The 19,095-nt window shown below is 48.3% G+C and carries 16 protein-coding genes; 1 reads left to right on the forward strand and 15 read right to left on the reverse strand.

Annotated elements, in window-relative coordinates:
• Positions 1-5: 5 nt before the first annotated feature.
• From C7R91_RS07625 to speE, 11 genes are all read right to left on the reverse strand, one after another.
• Positions 6-1,184 carry an acetyl-CoA C-acetyltransferase gene (locus C7R91_RS07625; protein ID WP_047069850.1) on the reverse strand — a complete coding sequence of 393 codons (1,179 nt, stop codon included), beginning with the start codon at positions 1,182-1,184 and terminating at the stop codon, positions 6-8.
• A gap of 161 nt (positions 1,185-1,345) precedes the next feature.
• On the reverse strand, positions 1,346-2,458 hold the full coding sequence (locus C7R91_RS07630) for a hypothetical protein (protein ID WP_047069851.1): 1,113 nt from the start codon (positions 2,456-2,458) through the stop codon (positions 1,346-1,348).
• Positions 2,455-2,994, reverse strand: coding sequence for a sigma-70 family RNA polymerase sigma factor (locus C7R91_RS07635; RefSeq protein ID WP_047069852.1), 540 nt, complete (start codon positions 2,992-2,994; stop codon positions 2,455-2,457). Before C7R91_RS07635 ends, C7R91_RS07630 begins: the two co-directional genes overlap by 4 nt.
• 115 nt (positions 2,995-3,109) lie before the next feature.
• Positions 3,110-5,185: a heterodisulfide reductase-related iron-sulfur binding cluster gene (locus tag C7R91_RS07640; RefSeq protein ID WP_047069853.1), complete on the reverse strand. Its 2,076-nt coding sequence runs from the start codon at positions 5,183-5,185 to the stop codon at positions 3,110-3,112.
• 269 nt (positions 5,186-5,454) lie between these two features.
• A complete protein-coding gene (gene kamA / locus C7R91_RS07645; protein WP_047069854.1) occupies positions 5,455-6,819 on the reverse strand; it encodes a lysine 2,3-aminomutase in 1,365 nt (454 codons plus the stop codon).
• A gap of 164 nt (positions 6,820-6,983) precedes the next feature.
• Complete coding sequence (locus C7R91_RS07650; RefSeq protein WP_047069855.1) at positions 6,984-8,402, reverse strand: sigma-54 interaction domain-containing protein; 1,419 nt, start codon at positions 8,400-8,402, stop codon at positions 6,984-6,986.
• A gap of 77 nt (positions 8,403-8,479) precedes the next feature.
• A complete protein-coding gene (locus C7R91_RS07655) occupies positions 8,480-8,872 on the reverse strand; it encodes a membrane protein (protein WP_047069856.1) in 393 nt (130 codons plus the stop codon).
• A 74-nt stretch (positions 8,873-8,946) separates the two neighbouring features.
• Entirely contained in the window at positions 8,947-9,360 is a 414-nt protein-coding gene (locus C7R91_RS07660; RefSeq protein WP_047069857.1) for a YwiB family protein, read from the reverse strand.
• A gap of 52 nt (positions 9,361-9,412) precedes the next feature.
• Positions 9,413-10,657, reverse strand: coding sequence for an MFS transporter (locus tag C7R91_RS07665; protein WP_047069859.1), 1,245 nt, complete (start codon positions 10,655-10,657; stop codon positions 9,413-9,415).
• A gap of 181 nt (positions 10,658-10,838) precedes the next feature.
• Positions 10,839-11,708, reverse strand: coding sequence for an agmatinase (gene speB, locus C7R91_RS07670; RefSeq protein ID WP_017252411.1), 870 nt, complete (start codon positions 11,706-11,708; stop codon positions 10,839-10,841).
• 19 nt (positions 11,709-11,727) lie between these two features.
• A complete protein-coding gene (speE, locus tag C7R91_RS07675) occupies positions 11,728-12,561 on the reverse strand; it encodes a polyamine aminopropyltransferase (protein WP_047070326.1) in 834 nt (277 codons plus the stop codon).
• 196 nt (positions 12,562-12,757) lie between these two features.
• Here speE and C7R91_RS07680 point away from each other — a divergent pair, with 196 nt between their 5' ends.
• A complete protein-coding gene (locus C7R91_RS07680) occupies positions 12,758-14,809 on the forward strand; it encodes a transglycosylase domain-containing protein (RefSeq protein ID WP_047069861.1) in 2,052 nt (683 codons plus the stop codon).
• Between the two features lie 50 nt (positions 14,810-14,859).
• Here the strand turns inward: C7R91_RS07680 and C7R91_RS07685 are convergent, their stop codons facing one another.
• From C7R91_RS07685 to C7R91_RS07700, 4 genes are all read right to left on the reverse strand, one after another.
• The gene (locus tag C7R91_RS07685) at positions 14,860-15,117 is read right to left on the reverse strand and encodes a hypothetical protein (RefSeq protein ID WP_015893678.1); all 258 of its coding nucleotides are present in this window, start codon (positions 15,115-15,117) and stop codon (positions 14,860-14,862) included.
• Between the two features lie 239 nt (positions 15,118-15,356).
• Positions 15,357-15,854: a YwhD family protein gene (locus C7R91_RS07690; RefSeq protein ID WP_047069862.1), complete on the reverse strand. Its 498-nt coding sequence runs from the start codon at positions 15,852-15,854 to the stop codon at positions 15,357-15,359.
• Positions 15,855-15,937: 83 nt separating this feature from the next.
• Entirely contained in the window at positions 15,938-16,270 is a 333-nt protein-coding gene (locus C7R91_RS07695; RefSeq protein ID WP_047069863.1) for a hypothetical protein, read from the reverse strand.
• Positions 16,271-16,274: 4 nt separating this feature from the next.
• The gene (locus tag C7R91_RS07700; RefSeq protein WP_083995093.1) at positions 16,275-19,082 is read right to left on the reverse strand and encodes a lipase/acyltransferase domain-containing protein; all 2,808 of its coding nucleotides are present in this window, start codon (positions 19,080-19,082) and stop codon (positions 16,275-16,277) included.
• Positions 19,083-19,095 lie beyond the last annotated feature (13 nt).

The following is a 19,095-nucleotide window of genomic DNA, read 5'->3' on the forward strand; positions in this document are numbered from 1 at the left end:
CTCCCTTACTCTACTTTAATCAAGATGGCGTCACCCTGTGCGGCACCACTGCAAATTGCCGCGATCCCTAAGCCGCCGCCTCGTCTTTTTAATTCATAGGCGAGGTGCATAATAATCCGAGCACCACTCGCGCCAATCGGGTGTCCGAACGCAATCGCTCCCCCGTTTACATTCACTTTCTCTGCGTCCCAACCAACGATTTTGCCACTGGTCAAAATCACCGCGGCAAATGCTTCGTTTACCTCAAATAGATCGATCTCCGAAAGCGAGACACCTGTCTTTTCCAGGAGCTTATTGATCGCAAGCCCCGGAGTTGTCGCGATATAAGGAGCCTCTGCGCCGACCGCGGCGTGTCCCAGTATCGTCGCAAGCGGCTTGATGCCCAGCTGTTGTGCTTTCGCGTCTGACATCAGCACCATTGCTGCCGCTCCGTCGTTGATTCCCGGTGCATTGCCTGCCGTGATTGTTCCGTCCTTTTTGTACACGGGTGGCAGCTTCGCCAATCCTTCCTCGGTGGTATCTGGACGTGGTCCTTCATCGACGGTTACTTGCAGCGGCTCCCCTTTTCTTTGCGGAATGGAAACCGAGACAAGCTCGTCGGCAAAAAGTCCTTTTTCCATCGCTTGTGCGGCTCGCTGCTGGCTGCGCAGTGCCCACGCATCTTGCTCTTCTCGCGTAATCCCGTTCTCTTCCGCCACATTGTTGCCGTGAACAGCCATCGCCACTTGATGAAACGGGCAAGTGAGGCCGTCGTACATCATGAGATCGCGAACAGTCGCATCTCCCATCCGCATTCCGTAGCGTGCATCTGGCAATGCATACGGTGCGTTGCTCATGCTCTCCATGCCGCCCGCAACGATGATTTCTCCGTCCCCTGCGCGAATGATCTGGTCCCCCATCGTCACTGCACGCATCCCGGACGCACATACTTTGTTGATCGTCTCACTCGCTACATTCCACGGCAAACCAGCCTTGCGAGCCGCCTGGCGTGAAGGTACCTGACCCGCACCTGCCTGCAAGACCATACCCATGATCACTTCGTCTACCTGATCGCCGGAAATGCCAGCGCGTTCTACGGCTTCCTTGATTGCGATGGAACCAAGCTCTACTGCCGATAGCGCTTTCAGAGCTCCGCCAAGCTTACCAAACGGGGTACGCGCTGCCCCTACAATGACCGTTTTCATCGAATGCCCTCCATTCGGATGATGTTTCACATCAATAAAAACTAAATTGATCGAGCGTTCGTTCACTTTGCATACTTTTATTTTGCCGTCTTCCGTACGAATAGTCAATCAATAATGAAAAAAAGAACAGCCTGACTTTTGGAAGAGTCAGGCTGTTGCCGCTATTGTCGTGCCATCCAGCTTAGTTTCCAGATGCCTTGTTTGTTTTTCTGCATTTTATATCCAACCTTATCCCTGTTGTCCTTGAAGGTCACCCATATAACCGCTTCCTTGTCAGACGTTTGCTCAAGCGTGATGTCACTTGCCAATTCTCGCATCGTTTTCAACTGCCTCCAGCTATTTCGTGCTCCAACTGGATCTTTCTTCATATCTTCCAAGTATTGCTCCAGTGTCGGCTTCTCGAATCCATCGTCCTCGATATGCAAAGCGTACTGCATTTCGAGCTGACTCTCTTGCTGTGCTTTCATATACAGCTTCCATACATCGATTGGAGATAATCCACGCAAAAGCTCATCTTTTTTCTCATACATGTAATTGTAATAACGATCCTCTTCCCCTGGCTTTAAGTCGAATTTGGACGGAGGAACAGGTGTCTCGGCACCATCTTGAATGATTTCTTCTTGGACAGTTCCGTTGCTGTTCAGCTTGAGAAAATGGACTTCTTTGCCTTGGACATAGCTCACGGAGTACCAATGAAGTTTTTTATCCTTCCATCCAACTAACATCTCCAAGCCCACGTCTCTTTTTAGCAGGGCCTCCGTCTCAATCAATGTCCAGTCTTTTCGCTTATATCCTTCTTTTGCGAGAATCGAATAGCCCCAGTACTCTTCTGTGCCATCGTCCCCGCTTCCGCCATAATCATCTACAACTGTGTAAGGGACCGAAATCTTTTCTTTCATTTGGTCTTGTGTCATCCCAACGCGCAAGACATCGACGATCCCATCTACCGTTTCCATAATCACCTGATCATCAGAAGCAGGGTGAGCCTTTGGATCGGGCTTTTGATGGGTCCCTGGTTCGGCAGTCGTTCCCTTCGGCGGCGTATGTGTGCTCGTCGTGCTTTCCTTTTGCAATAAATAAGGGGCAAACCCGATGGCAAGCGCGATCGCAACAAGTGCTGCGCTTACAGGGTAGATGAAACGAAACCTTTTCTTGCCTTTCTTCTCCATATTCATGCGAATCCGCTCCTCCAAGCCAGTCGTATCTTCCATTCCGCGCAACAGTGTCCGGTCGGCCGTTTCCTTGAACTCCGCCAGCAATTTATCCAGGTTCATTCGATCCCCTCCTTTTCCAGGAGCGCTTTGAGCTTCTGGCGTGCGCGGTGCATTTTCGTATAAATCGCTCCTGCGGACGTGTCCAAAATGACTGCGATCTCCTCTACGGACAACTCCTCGTAGTAGTGAAGGACAATCAATTGACGATAGCTATGCGGCAGCTTCATGACGAGATGTGCAAAACGGGCGCGAAGGTCATTTTGCAAAACGGCCGACTCTGCTCCCTCAACTACCTCTATATCCACTTCCGATTTGAAAAACAGGTGACGAAACGACCACGAGCGCAGGTGTTTTTTCGCTTCGTTGACGGCGATTCGGTACACCCATGTTTGCATCGAGCTCTCTTGGCGGAATTTCCCCAAGTTTTTGTAAGCCGACAGGAACACTTCCTGCGTAATATCCTCAGCAAGACTGCGGTCCTTGACCATCAAATAGACGAGTCGCAACACCTTTTTCAAATAGTGCCGGATTAACTCATCAAATAATGCTTCTTTTGTTTTGATTAAACTTTTGTCTGCAAGCTCCAGCTTCCTCACTCCTTTCCCACTCCTTTAGATTCAGCTGGCTCTTTTATCTTACAGTTTTTTGCAAAAAAAATAATGCGCAAGCCTCGTCGCTTGATCAGCACCGAGACTTGCGCATGGTATGAACCTAGATGGCGTCTGCGAGAATTTCCGCGACGTCGCGTGTTTTAACGTGATCTTCCTGCTCTTTGGTCTTGATTCCGTCGTTCATCATCGTCAAGCAGTATGGGCATGCACTCGCGATTTCCGTCGGGTTGACCTCCAGAGCTTGCTCCGTACGTGTGACGTTGACACGAGAGCCCTCATGTTCCTCCATCCACATCAAGCCGCCTCCCGCTCCACAGCACATACTGTCGCAGCCGCTGCGCTTCATTTCGACTACCTCTACGCCAGGAATAGCTTCGAGAATCACGCGTGGCTTGTCGTAAATTTCGTTGTAGCGGCCTAAGTAGCAGGAATCGTGGTAAGTGATGCGCTCTTTGACTTCCTTCGTTGGCTTCAATCTGCCTTCCTTCACCCACTCCGCCAACAGCTCAGAGTGGTGGTACACCTCTGCATTCAACCCAAACTCCGGATATTCATTCTTAAACGTATTGAACGCATGCGGGTCGCAGGTGACGATTTTTTTGACTTCATACGCTTCAAACAAGGCGATATTTTCTTGGGCGAGCTGCTGGAACAAGAATTCGTTACCAATGCGGCGAGCCGTATCCCCAGAGTTCTTTTCCTCATTGCCCAGAATGGCGAACTTCACGCCAGCTTCGTGCATGAGCTTCACAAATGCCTGCGAAATTTTTTGGCTGCGCAAGTCAAACGATCCCATCGAGCCTACCCAGAACAAGTACTCGAATTCCTCGACCTGCTTCACAGTTGGCACCTCGTACTCACCATTCAGACCTTCAATCCATTTCGTCCGGTCTTTGCGGTTGATTCCCCACGGGTTGCCCTGACGCTCGATATTGTTCAAGGCGCGCTGCGCTTCTGCTGGCATGCTTCCTTCTGTCATAACCAAATAGCGGCGCATATCGATGATTTTATCGACGTGCTCGTTCATTACCGGGCATTGGTCTTCACAGTTGCGACAGGTCGTACAAGCCCACAGCTCCTGCTCGGTAATGACATCGCCGATCAAGCTTTTCTCATAGACCGCGGTTGCTCCTTCCGCTGTCGCCGCTACTTCAGATGCTTGGAACGCAATCTGATTGGCAGTCGTCTGCGAAAAAGCGAAGCTCGGCATCCATGGTGTACGCGACGTCACCGACGCACCTTTTTCCGTCAAATGGTCGCGCATTTTCGTAATCAGATCCATCGGGGAGAGCATTTTTCCCGTTCCAGAGGCCGGGCACATATTCGTGCAGCGACCGCACTCCACACAAGCGTACAGGTCGATGAGCTGCGTTTGTGTAAAATCCTCGATTTTGCCGACACCGAATTCTTCCTGCGTCTCGTCCTCGAAATTAATGCTCGTCAGCTTGCCTGGCGGGTCCAGCTTCTTGAACCACACGTTGACTGGCGCAAACAGCAGATGCGCGTGCTTGGACTGCGGCACATACACCGCGAAGCCAAGCAAGATGATCAGATGCAGCCACCAGAAAACGTAAAAGCCTACTGCTGCACCCGTTGTCCCTACCCCAATCGCAGAGAATACGATCGCGAAAACAGAAGAGATCGGAGCGAACGCCGATGGCTCATGTCCGAGCCAAATTTGTTCAAAAGCAAGCGAGAGCAATACAGTCGCCATCAGGGAGGAAATCAGCAAGAGAACAATCCCTGACTTGAAGCCGCGCTTCAGACGCTTGAGCTTTTCGATATAGCGGCGGTAAAAAGCGTAGCCGACTGCAGCCAAAATGAGAAACGTGGTGATCTCCTGCATGACAGAGAAATATTTGTGAGCGCTGCCAAAAGGAAGCTCGTAGCCTTTCGAAAGCCCTTTGATAATCAGCTCGATGGCCCCGAATTGCAGGGTGATAAAACCGTAAAACATCACAACGTGCATCACGCCGCTCTTTTTGTCCTTCAGCAGCTTCTTGTGGAAAATGACGTTGTCGAGCATCAGATTGATGCGTGCCCCAAAGTCATTTTTCACATCCGGCTTTTTCCCCAGCTTGATAAACAGGTATCTGCTGTACACGACATGCCCAGCTAAATACAGCCCGTAAGCAAGAACCAGGAAAAAGGCGATCAAATTAATGAGTGCCAGCATGTTTTCTACTCCCCTCTATTGTGAGTTTTTCTTTAGACGTGGAAATCGTTTTTTCTATCTTATCAGAATCATGGGAATAAATGAATGAGTATTCAGTCAGTCTGTTTATTTTTTTCGAAAAATGAAACGATACTGAGCGACCGCTCATAATGGGTACAACTCGATCTTAACACACAAGTTGCGAATCATCCATCCTCTTCGAAGAGTTGGAAATATTCTTACGAAAAAAAAGAAACAGCTACCTTCATACGGGTAGCTGTTGATCCTGCTTATTTTCCTGAAGCTTCCTTCGTCTCGGCAGTGGTCTGCTCTTTCTTGGCCTTTTGCTCCGAACGTACATCTGCGAGTGACTTGACCTTGGTTGCTTTGATTCGCTTGTTGCGCGGCAGATCAGTCGGCTCCAGATTGTCCACCTCGTCTTGCATGAGTGCTGCGATACCAACTGCTTTGCCTTTTGCAGCCACGCAGTATTCGCAGTTTTCTTCATCATGCTCGTGGTATTGCTTCGGCTCTGGATAGGACGTGATAACGCCTTCAAAGTTGCGCAGGACGACTTTATCGGACGCTTGCGAGATAATGTAGTTCGGGCTGACGGGAATTTTACCGCCGCCGTGTGGAGCGTCTACTACAAAGGTCGGAACTGCATAGCCGGAAGTATGGCCGCGCAGGTGCTCAATGATTTCGATCCCTTTGCTGACAGGCGCACGGAAGTGTCCAATTCCCTCTGACAGGTCGCATTGATAGATGTAATACGGGCGAACGCGGATTTTCACCAGGTCCTGCACCAGCTTTTTCATCGTATTCGCACAATCGTTGATACCGGCCAAAATAACTGCCTGGTTACCGAGCGGAACACCAGCATTGGCAAGCATTTCGCAAGCCTGCTTTGCTTCCGGTGTAATTTCTTTTGGATGGTTAAAGTGTGTATTGAGCCAAACCGGATGGTATTTTTTCAAGATGTTGCACAGGTTTTCGGTAATGCGCTGCGGGAATACAACGGGTGCACGCGTACCGATCCGAATAATTTCAACATGCGGGATATCGCGCAGGCTGCTGATGATGTATTCCAATACGCGGTCATTGATCAACAGACCGTCTCCACCGGAGAGCAGTACATCGCGGACTTCTGGTCTTGAGCGGATGTAATCGATACAGGCATCCAGCTGTTTCTTTGGCACGCCCATGCCGATCTGGCCGGAAAAGCGACGGCGCGTACAGTAACGGCAATACATGGAGCATTGGTTCGTCACCAGGAAAAGCACGCGATCTGGATAACGATGCGTCAGACCAGGTACAGGAGAATCGGTATCCTCGTGGAGTGGGTCTTCCATGTCGTATTTGGTACGAACCATCTCAGAGGACAAAGGTACAGACTGCATGCGAACCGGATCGCTTGGATCGTCTGGATCCATCAGATGAGCATAGTACGGTGTGATGTTGAGCGGAATGGTTTGCGTAGAAATACGTACGCCCTCTTCCTCTTCCGGTGTCAGGTTGATTACCTGCTTCAAATCATCGACCGTCTTGATGGTATGCGTAAGCTGCCACATCCAGTCATTCCATTGCTCGTCCGTGACATCCTTCCAAAGTTCTATCGAACGCCAATCGCGTTTTGTCGCTACTGTCATGTGCATCCCGTCTCCTCTCGTCTTATGGTGAACCTCTTCGTTTCACTCAACCAACAAGAGATGCAAGTGCCATGCCAACAAATCAAAAGATTTAGAAAATAAGGAATAGAGCGTTTTGTAAGCGTTTCTCGTCCGTTTGATCTTTCTTGAGTCTGCCGAATTCTCGGCACTCAACAGGGAGGGATCATCCGCTGCGCGAGCTTGTATTGCAGCGTCTGTCTTGGGATGCCCAAGAGCTTGGCGGCACGAAGTACATTGCCGTCCGTTTGCTGCATCGCATCTTTAATCACCTTTTCCTCTACCTCACGCAAAATTTCGGGCAGCGTACAACCTTCCTTTGATAGGAGTTGAGCCGATATTGGCGCTTCTTTTTTCTCAGACTGCGAGCGTTCCAGCATATGAGCAGGGAGATGATCCAACAAAATGATGTCCGACTCCACCATATTCATAGCTGCTTCTATGACATGTTCCAGTTCACGGACATTCCCCGGCCAATCATACGCAGCAAACAAATTAGCCACTTCACTGCTGATTCCACGCACATTCATACCGAAGATCCGATTGAACTTTTGTAAGAAATGGTCGATCAGCATATCCACATCTTCTCTGCGCTCGCGCAATGGCGGCAGTTCAAAAGAGACGACGTTGATCCGGTAGTACAGGTCAGCTCGCATGACTCCTCGCTCCACGAGTGACTGCGGTGCTTCGTTGACTGCGGCGATTACCCGTACGTCCACTTTGGTCGATTGGCTCCCGCCGATCCGTCTGATCTGCCCGTCCTGGAGGACTCGCAGCAGCTTTGCTTGCAAATCGAGTGGCATGCTGTTCAGTTCATCCAGAAATAACGTACCACCGTCCGCCAGCTCGAATAACCCTGGCCGATCATCGGCTCCCGTGAAGCTGCCTTTTGTTGTGCCAAACAGCAAGCTTTCGAGCAGCGCGGCCGGCAGTGCTGCACAGTTTTGCGCGATGAATGGCTTACTGCTGCGGACAGACGCGTGATGAATAGATTGGACAAACAGTTCTTTTCCCGTCCCAGTTTCGCCGTATATCAACACGGGAGAAGTTGTCCGGGCAGCTTTTCGAGCGCGTTCTTTGAGGCGTTTCATTTTTTCACTCATCGTCAAAATGTCTTCGAAATGGAAAGTCGTTTCATCTACCGAGCGTTTTGTCCGTTTCGGCTTGCTAATCTTGGCCTGAAGATCGACTAAGCGCTCCGATAGTTCTTTTAGCTTGCCGATATCCTTCGCCACCTCGACTGCCCCGACTAATCGTGTGCCTACTCTCACTGGAAGTGTCGTGTTGATTGTCTCCACACGCATTCCCTTCCAGTTCTTATATGTCTGTGTCTGGTTGTAAATTGATTCGCCACTATCGATGACACGAAGCAGGGTACTCGACTGTCGATCAAGCGAAGGAAAAACCTCCAACAATGGCTTCCCCAACACCTCTTCTGAGGTCAGCCCATCGAGCTTGGCTGCGACGTGATTGTAGAAAATCGTAATGCCATTTGCGTCCACAACGTGAATTCCTTCATCGATAGCACCCAAGATCGCCTGCAACATTTCTACCGTATCTGACAACGGCATCCTGGCTTTCACTCCTTCCTTCCATCCATGCTGCCAAAAAATCATCACTTCGCCGAATATTCGGCACTTTTAGGAATTTATCGGTTACGCCCTACCTGAATGGCAAGCATTGCGGTATACAGTAAATGTCCCAATATCCAGATGAGGAACGCTGTCATACTCATCGGGGATTGACTCAACACACTAAATGGGAAAAACGCAATAGAAAAACCAAGCATCCAGTACAGCAAGTATCGTACCGATCGGGCTTTTCGTTCCCGCGGGTAAAAGTGCATGAGAAAAAAGGCGACGATCACACTAATCAGCAGATGAATCAACAGTTCTACAATAGAGGGCAGATTTTCCATACCCGGTACATAGCTGACATCAATTAAAACAGGAAAGGTATTGGTATCAAACAAACCATCTCCAAGCGCCAAAAAAGCAGCAAGACCCAGACCGGCTATTAGTCCATTTGCGAGTACAAACATGCTGTATCCCCCTCTCACTTCAGCCGCAAGTACTCCTATTGTACGTGCAAAAAACCGCCCTTGCAAAGGGCGGCTTATTTTCCTAGCTCTATTTTCAGCTCATGCTCACCAGCGTACTGCTCATTCATCCATAGCTGGTACGCGATTTCTACCTGTACAGGAACCTCTGCTTCGTAGCGAATTCGCAGCTTGTTCGTATGGGTCTCCATTGCAAACGGACCATAGGGACTTTGATAGGTAGAATGGGTGCTGGCGCCTTTTTCGAATTGCTGCCTGGTTGAAACTCCGCCCTGACGAACCAGCGTAATGGACGTATCTGTCAGCTTCAGTGTCGTGCTTACTTCGCCTACGCCCTCCATCTGCTCTTTGTAGGTCAAGTACCATGCGGATGCTTTTTGTACGCGCTTGCCTTCATAGCTGTGAGTCGTTTCTTCCCAGTTGCCTTCTACATGATGCCGTGCCGTCAATTTCACTTGTATGTCTTGCATGCTTTTACACTCCACTTTCTTTCGCTTCCCATTTATCCCTACATTCTACCCTTCATCGCTCTTGTGTGGCAACCGCCGCCTCCGCTTTGGCATCCGCCAGCAGGTATCTCATGGTAGCAGCAATCCCGACCGCCGCAAGCAACAGCAGACCCGCCAGCACCAAGTACCCGACTCCTGCCCCTGTGTAATCGATCATAGTCGTAAACAATCCGATCAGGACCAAACGCATCATCATGCCGATTGAGTTGAAAAAGCTCATCACCCGCCCCATCTGATGCTTCGGCACAACTGTCATATAGAGCGATTGCCGAATCAAGCGCACAGAAGCGTTACTCCACCCGTAAAACGTGTACGCCGCAATCAGCGCCCAGCCATACGGCAAAGCAATCATGACGACAATGGCTATCGCGAACAGCAACGTATTGCCGATCATGGCTGCCAGCTGCCCCATCTTGCGAACCACGATCGCAACGAGTAAACCTGCTGCCACGGCACCCAGTGCATACGTGACCTCTCCTAGCGAATAAACCGAGACACCCTCCTGCAGCGTTTGGCTTATGTAAACAGGCTTCAATAAGTTCGTAGCCATCACAGCAATGAAGGGCATGAGTGCGGATACCCCAAACAGAAGGAATCCTTTCTTTTGCTGAATGTACCGCCAGCTTTCCATCAGCTGCCTCGTCCATGCGACACCCTGGCTTTGCTTCGCTTCTTTTTCCAGCGTGAAGGTATACGTCATGGTAGACAGCAGGGTAAAGGCGAACAAGTACGTAATCGCATTGAAAATAATCACAACATGCAGCCCATAGGAGCTAAGCAAAATCCCCGCAAACGCGCCGGCAAGAACGGATGCCGTCTGTCCTTCGATCTCGAGCAGACTGTTGATGCTGTTGTAATGCTTGGGCTCAAACGTCTCCTGAACCAGCGCGGACTGCGTCGGGTAATGAATTTGGTACATAAAAGTCGTTGTCAAATAGATAACAATCAGCATCCACTCGGTGTACTCTCCGAAAAAGCCCCAGATCGCGAGCATGCCAAGCACGCCAAATCCGATCAAGTTTTCTACCAGCAGCATTTTCTTGCGGGAGTAACGATCGATGAGTGTCCCGATATACGGCCCAATGAAAAACATCAGTACCGCAGAAGTGAACATGGTGGAGCCCAAAAGCTGAGCAGAGCCTGTCGTTTCCACGAGGAACCAAGCAATCCCAATCATCGTCATGCCTTGCCCAAAGCCGGAGAACAGATTAGAAAAGAACAGTTTTCGAAATGGTGCGTAGGCAAATACCTCTCTCATGCAGACAACTCCTTTGTAGGAAACCTCCGTCAAATAATCAATCATTTCACTATTATGATTGTACTGACTATTTTATACTTTGTAAACTAAAATGTTTATTAAATTAGTTCAATCTCTATCACCACCAATAGGAAAAGCCTCCGGTTCTTTTTCAAAACCGGAGGCTTTTTACGCAGATATCTTATTTTACAAAGCTCAAGAGCAGCTCACGAACGATTTTGGATGCCGCGATTTGCGTCATTTCGCTATGGTCATATACAGGAGCAACCTCCACCAGGTCACAACCGATGACATTCGCACCGTTGTTTGCCATGAAGTGAATGGTATCGAGCAGCTCACGAGACGTGATGCCGCCTGCTTCTGTTGTACCTGTTCCTGGAGCGTGCGCAGGGTCCAATACATCGATGTCAATCGACAGGTAGATCGGACGGTTGCCGATGGTAGGCAGCACTTGCTTCACTGGCTCCAGTACATCGTATTTGTACAGGTGCATGTTTTCTTTTGCCCACTCAAACTCGTCCTTCATCCCGCTGCGGATTCCGAAAGAGTATACATTTTTACCGCCGATCAGGTTGCATACCTTTTTGATCGGGGTGGAGTGGGAGTATTCGTATCCCTCGTAGTTGTCGCGCAGGTCTGTATGCGCGTCAAAGTGGAATACAACCATGTCCTTGTACTTTTCATAAACCGCTTGGAATACTGGCCAGGAAACTAAGTGCTCTCCGCCCAGACCCAATGGGAATTTGCCATCTGCCAACACTTTTGCCACGAATGTACGGATCGCATCCAGGCTACCTTCCACGTTTCCAAAAGGAAGAGGAATATCGCCGGCATCAAAGTATTTGATGTCTTCCAAGAGCCTGTCCAAGTACGGGCTGTACTCTTCCAGTCCGATAGAAACCTCACGAATACGGGCAGGGCCAAAACGAGATCCCGGACGGAAGCTCACTGTCCAGTCCATCGGCATACCGTAAATAACCGCTTGGCTTTCTTCGTAATTCCCGTGACTACGGATAAAGACATTTCCAGAGTATGCTTCGTCAAAACGCATAGGTGTAGTTCTCCCCCGATTATTCGCGGGTCAGCTCAGCCACAAAGTTAGGCAGTTTGAAAGCAGCGTGGTGAACTTCCGCATTGTAGTATTTGGTGCCCAGATCTTTGATTTTCGCTGGATCTACTTCCAACGGATCGTGTTGCTTGGAAGCGATGGTGAAGCTCCACAGTCCGGATGGATAAGTAGGGATGCTGCAAGTGTAGAGACGAGTAACCGGGAAGATCGATTTCAGGTCTTTGAATACGCGTTTGATCAGATCACGGTTGAACCAAGGAGATTCCGTTTGAGCAACCATGATACCGTCTGGTTTCAATGCATCGTGAATGCCTTGATAGAAACCTTTTTCGAACAGACCTACAGCAGGACCAACTGGCTCTGTAGAGTCGACCATGATCACATCGTACTCACCTTTGTGGTCATGGATATGTTTAATACCATCGATGACTTGTACATCTACACGCGGATTACCTGTCAATGCACTCGCAATCTCAGGGAAATATTTTTTGCAAGACTCAATGACGCCACCGTCGATTTCAGCCAGAACTGCTTTTTCTACAGACGCGTGCTTTACGATTTCACGAATAGCACCGCCATCGCCGCCGCCTACAACCAGAACCTTTTTCGGGTTTGGATGCGTATTCAGCGCGATATGAGAAATCATTTCATGGTAGACAAACTCATCGACATCGGTAGTCATAACCATGCCGTCGAGCACTAACATGCGACCAAACTGCTTCGTATTAATTACGTCGATTTGTTGAAACTCGGATTTCTCACTGTATAGGGTTTCTGTAATTTTCGTTGTTATCCCGTGATTTTCCGTCTGTTTTTCGGTGTACCACAATTCCATGTTCATGGCTATGTAACCTCCTTCAATTAACCGCATGAAAATACAATATAACAAGAAAATTATAGTAGCTGTCTTCCAAATTGCAAGATATTTTTCTAGCAAGGAAAGTTTAACCAGCTTGCAAGCGACACATACTACTAGTAACGTAGTATGTCCTATTTTATTGATTCAACCGCAGAAAGGAGGAGAGGCACACATGGAAGTCATTCGCGAAGCCCCATTGCTGCGCTATTTGCGTTGGGCTAAGAAATTTGTAAAATTTACCATTCTCAGCCTATTATGTTTCTCTTTTGCCATCTTGCTGCTCATTTTGTACTTACGCTCACAACCACTCCCAGAAACGTTTGTGAAGCAAACCACGACGATTTACGCTTCCAATGGCGAGATTTTGGATACGATGCACCGTGGCGAGAACCGGATTTCTGTGCCACTTGCAGAGATTTCACCCGCATTGCTTGATGCTACCATCGCGATCGAGGACCGTTCGTTCCGCGAGCATTTTGGCTTTGATTGGAAACGATTGGCCATGGCTGCTTATGTCGATGTCATTAACATGGACATGCGTCAGGGTGCCAGCACGATCACCCAACAATTGGCGAGAAATTTGTATCTCAGCTTGGACAAGACATGGGAGCGAAAAATCAAAGAAGCCCTGCTTGCGATTCAGCTTGAACTGAATTACAGCAAGGATGAAATATTAGAAATGTACGTGAATCAGATTTATTACGGTCATTCAGCCTATGGTGTACAAGCCGCTGCCCAAACCTATTTCGGCAAGGACGCCAAAGATTTGACGGTTGCAGAGAGCGCCATGCTGGCTGGCATTCCCAAGGGTCCTACTTATTATTCGCCATTTGTCGATTTAGAACGCGCCAAAGCCAGACAAAAGCTCATTTTGAATGCGATGGAGCGCGACAATCTGCTGACATCGAAGGAAGTAGAGCAAGCATACGCGGAACCAATCAAGCTGAAACAGCGAGCAAACGAGAATGTAACCGAGCCAGCTCCTTATTTCCGCGATTACATCGCTACTTTGGTAAAAAACAAATATGGCATTGACGAAGAAAAATTTATTCATGGCGGTCTGAAAATCCATACAACCCTTGATCCAGTCGTACAAAAAAAGGCCGAGGATATAGTCGCCTCCGTCTTACCGAAAAATAATCCGAATTTGCAGGTAGCCCTCGTCGCCATGGACCCTGCTACTGGCTATATCAAAGCAATGGTAGGTGGACGTGACTATAAGGTGAGCCAGTACAATCGCGTGCTTGGCAAGCGGCAGCCCGGTTCCTCCTTCAAGCCGATCATGTATTTGTCAGCCTTGCAAAACGGCTATACACCGCTCACGTTGATGAAAAGCGAACCGACCGTTTTTACCTACGATAACAATAAGCAGTACATTCCCGGCAATTTTGGCGGAAAATATGCAAACGCACTGATCAATATGCGTGAAGCAATCAAAACCTCCGACAACATTTACGCCGTCAAGACCATTGATTTTCTCGGGCCGCAAAAAGTGGTCGATCAGGCAAAGCAATTAGGTATCACCAGCTCGATGCAAGCCGTTCCCTCTCTGGCACTAGGAACTTCACCTGTCTCTCCCTTGGAGTTAAACGCAGCTTATGCAGCAATTGTCAACAAGGGACAAGCAGTGAAGCCGATTGCGATTACCTCCATCGAGGACAGCGAGGGCAACGTTTTGGTCGAAGAAAAACCAGAGAAAACACAGGTAGCTGATCCTGTCGCGTCTGCTCTCTTAGTGAATATGATGCAAAGCGTATTCGAACAAGGCGGTACAGGATATCGCGTAGCTGGCGAAATGAACCGACCGGTAGCAGGAAAAACAGGATCAACGGATTATGACGCCTGGCTGAGCGGATTCACTCCGCAGCTGGTTTCGACCGTATGGGTAGGTTACGACAAAAATCAAAAGGTCGATGATGTAAAGGAAGGCTATCTGTCCAAAAAAATCTGGGCTCAGTTCATGGAAAGTGCGCTCAAAGGTCAGCCCCCTGCACTCTTTGACATGCCAGCTGGTGTTGTTTCTGTCTATATCGATCCCGCTTCTGGAAAACTGGCGACCGAGCATTGTCCGAATCCACAGCTCTTTTATTTCGCAAGCGGAACAGAGCCCCAAGATTACTGCACGGATCACATCCCGACAAATGAGACACCGACACCTTTAAAGCCGCCAGATTCTTCGACCTTTTGGCAGCGCATGGGCAGTTGGTGGAAACCGAATCAATAAAGAAAAAAGGACGTTTCTCTTATCGAGTACGTCCTTTTTGTTTGTGCCTATTAACCTAACGTGCTCTGATTGTCCCCACCGCCTACGACTCCATCTCCATCGGCAAAAACATGGTCGTTGACGATCGTAATCAGACCAGCATGATCAAGCTGTTCCAATACTTCAAACAAGCTGTCCCTTTTTCCGGCAGGGAGCTTGCGCACAAAGTTGTTTATCTCGGTCGGAGTCACGTGTGTACGGAAATGGACGCCACCGTGCCTCACAAAATGATCATGCGATTGTTCATTACCACGGAGATCTTCTTCCAATGGGTACCGCCCCTTCCGTCAAACAGTTTGGTTCAATCCCCATTAGTGTTCCGCGATTTCCCAAAAACTATGATGAACGATGACAATTATATAAGACAAACAGGGAAAGAGTGACGGCTCTCTCCCTGTTTGTTGACCAAGTGTACATGTACACAATATGGAAATAAGTTTACCTGACTTCAATTGTCTGAACAATTGATTTCACGATTTGTTCACAGACCGTTCACGATTTTCCAACTTTAGGACAAGCTTTGCTTTAATTCCTCGGTGGAATTCTCATACATAGCCGCGTTATTTTCAACCAAAAGCTTTTTCAGAGCGGCTTTTTCTTTCTCGGATAGATCGGACAGCATAATACGTCTCTTCATAGAATAATCCATGCGATTCACGTGATCTGCCAAAATTTTGTAGCCCCGACGCGCTTCCCGATCGATTTCCATGTAGCACGCAGTTGCCCCTGCATAGTAAGGACCAGCTTCATTGCGATCGACTGTTACCCAAACGAGCCAATATGGCTTTCCATTTGGTACTTCTTCTTTATTTGTCGTCCATTTGATGCCCTTTTCTACAGAACTTTTGGCATGCAAGGCACCCATGTCAATGTACGCTTCGTCCCCATCGATAATGACAGAAGACACAGCATTCAAGTCGAGTACACCTTGACCAAAACCTCCGTGTACATCGGTTTTTCCACTCATGATGGTAAAGCCGCCTTTTTTATTATCAAAAATATCCATTTAAATAACCTCCAGACAATCATTCTCCTTCCTGTTATTCTACTCGAAAAACGTGCGATGACGCAATTTGCCTATGTGCCCAGTTATTTATCCATAGGTTTTTGGGTGTTTCGTTTTTTGTTTACGAGCTGGATGATTTTTTCGATGCCCCACATAATCAGGATCGTTACGACGGCTGTATGCACCGCCATGGCAACCTTCATGACTAACAGTTCGCCTAACATCGTGTCAGAGGGAACAATAAACAGGTAGTACACAAAGCTGATAAAAAGAACACTTAGAAAGATCAACCAGCCTCGAAAGCCTAGCGTGAAGCGAATGAAGGCAGCGATGAGCAAACCGATCAAAGGCCCCGCAAACATCAATGAGAATACGAAAGGACCGAGTATGAACCAGACAATCCAATTATCATCCATTGTCTTACACCCTTTGCTTTTGATGACTACACGTCATGGAATCCGTAGATTCTTCTACCTCAGCCAGTCCACGCTCATCAAGCACGTAACGTCTGCCTGTTTCTTTGTAACGCTCCGAATCATCTGAAGAGAAGCGTTTAATCAGAAAGCGCGCCGGTTCCTCTCCCTCTACAGCTACTGGCGGCTGGAATTCCAAGTCTTCACCATCTCGAACATGGATGACAACGATGCGATCGTGATATTCAATAGACAGGTCTTCCCGTACTTCTTTTTTATTGGCGTCGAGTGTGAAGGTCTGGCCGGATTTGTGTATCGTCACTTCAGGAAAGCTCTTGTCATCTTGTGCAATGATGTAATACAGGTAGTCCGAATTTTGAGCCGGAGCATTGCGCAACCCTGGTTGTAATTCCTCATCTCCCTGTAGCAATCTCGTTACTTGGTCGATGACTTCTGGTATGGTCGGCAGTTTGGCGTGTTCGCCTTTTACGTAGTATCGTTTTTTCATATCCTTCTGGGCGTAATTGGCACTCATATACGGAACGGTACCGTCCCCAACGCCAGGATCGAGAATCGGAGACCATTCATTATAAAAAGAATCATAAAAGTAACCGAGCAGTGTTACTTGGCCTGTGCCCACGATGGAATACTGTGGAACATTGATCGTTTTGTTATCCCACTTTTCATGCAACGTGCCGCCATGTTTGACGAGCGGCGCATAGTCGAGGCGAATATTTTTGTCCTTTAAAAATTCATCATAGGTGTAGTACTGAATGTTACTCCTTTTCAGAAAGCCCACCGTTTCAAAATATTTTTTAGAGGGTAGCAGTTCGTAAACGGCAGGTGCATAAGAGGAAATCACTTTCCCTGTTTCCTCATCCAGCCAAGGGATGGAAAAATTGTATCCGTGCTTAAGAGCCTGATATGCCCGTGGAGAGCCAAGGAATGGCGTGCCCATATACACGACACGATTCACTTTGCGCTGGTAAGACACATTGGATAGAAGTGTTTCTTTTACCAAGAGCCCACCCATGCTATGTGCCACCAAATGCACCTGATTTGCCCCACTTGCCTTCAGTGCAGCGTCGATTTTCTCTTTTAGAAGTTTGGCATTTTTGGTGCTGCTGTACCGCCAATCGTACGGCAGTGCAAATAAGGTACGGTGTTTTTTATATCCCGCCTTCTCCAGTTCCTTCACCATGCTGTAATACTGTTCGGTAAGTTCTTTTAAAAACGGTGCATAGGAAAGATACTCGATGGCGTAAAAATCATCTTTTTCCGGATGGATCGTCGCATCACGGACGACTTGCTGTACATCTACACTATTTGGCTTGATCGGCTCCAAAGAGAGTAGCCGGCGGTGTTTGGGATCATTAATACCAATGAGACTATCGCCAAGTCCCAACCATATTTCCGACCTCTTTCCATTCTGCTCCACTTCCAGGCGCGATCCACCTACTCCCGGGATTAAGATAACCGGAATCGTTCTGTCTCCTATATACAGACTGTACGAGTTAGCGGTAAATCCCGAGCGTTTGCTGGCCATGACCTTGACTTTGTAGGTTCCAGGATAGGCATTGAAGGTAATATGTTCATCCGAGTTCTTCGCTTTCTCGGATCTGGCAACTACCTTTCCAGCCTCGTCGAGCAGAAATACGTCCATATCCATTCCAGCAGGGATATCCTTGAGAGAGACCTCCACAGTAGAGGAGAGCGTAAAGGATAAGCTGTAAAAATCCACATCCGTCTTTGAATGAAGATTTCCTACGATATTTCGTTTATATGCATCCAGCTCGTAGGCCTCTTCCATTGTGTCGTTCGGCTCGTATTCATCTGCCTTGCCCCCTCCTTGATCCGCGGAGAAATCAGCTCGCAAGCGGTAGTAGTAATCTTTCGAAAACGAGCCCTGCTTTCCAACGACCTTGATGTAGTACCATTTGTCTTTTTCCAGTGCCAGTCCCTCGATTAATTCAGGCTCATTTCCATGCTGCTCTGAACGGGCAAGCTCCCGTTCCTCCTCATCATACACATAGAAATCGTAATCTTTGTTTGCCGGAATATCTGTGAGGGATATACTCATCTGCCCATTTGTTGTTCCTCTGATTTTCCAAAAATCAACATCATCTTTGCTGCTAATCTTTCCATGGCTGTCCTTTCCATCAAATAGCCAGTCCGATTTGCTGCCCAAGGTATCATTCGGTTCTACCTCAAAGCGAGCTTCTCTATTGCGCAGTTCCGCTTCTCCTGGCTTATTCTCGCCTGAAAAATGCGCATAAAATTCCTCTGCCAGCCGCGAAAGCTCTTCATCGGTGGCATCCTGCTCCTGTTTTTGTTCTGCCTCTTCTGGCGGGGCTTCGTTTGGGTCTTCGATCTCTCGCTCGACCAACTCTAACGGCTCTTTCTGATCGGCAGCCATTTCATCCCAAGGCGCCTTTTTCATTTTTATTTTTTCTACGGTCGGCTCTATGTGTTCAGGCAACGATAGCTCCCAGCTACGTAATGCCTCATCTGAATCATCTATGAACATCGTGATCTGGATAGGGCTATCATCCATAGGCATTACAGCGAGGGAAATCTGAGACTCCTCGTGAAAATAACGAGTTTTGCTGTCGCTATCCTGATTAACAGACAGCTCTACTTTATCCGGAGCACCTGATAATTGTGCCTGAAAACGCACATCTCCCTCGTCGATCCATGCCCACGCCTCCTCTACGAATATCTCCCGTTCTTTTGCTGAGCCCTGTTCCACTGTATTTCCCAAGCATAAAGCGAATAGGAGAAGTACACATAGCAAGCGCCGCGTGATTATTCCCACAAACATCCCCCTC

The organism is Brevibacillus formosus (assembly GCF_003013405.1).
In the GTDB taxonomy this organism is placed as follows: Bacteria; Bacillota; Bacilli; order Brevibacillales; family Brevibacillaceae; genus Brevibacillus; species Brevibacillus formosus.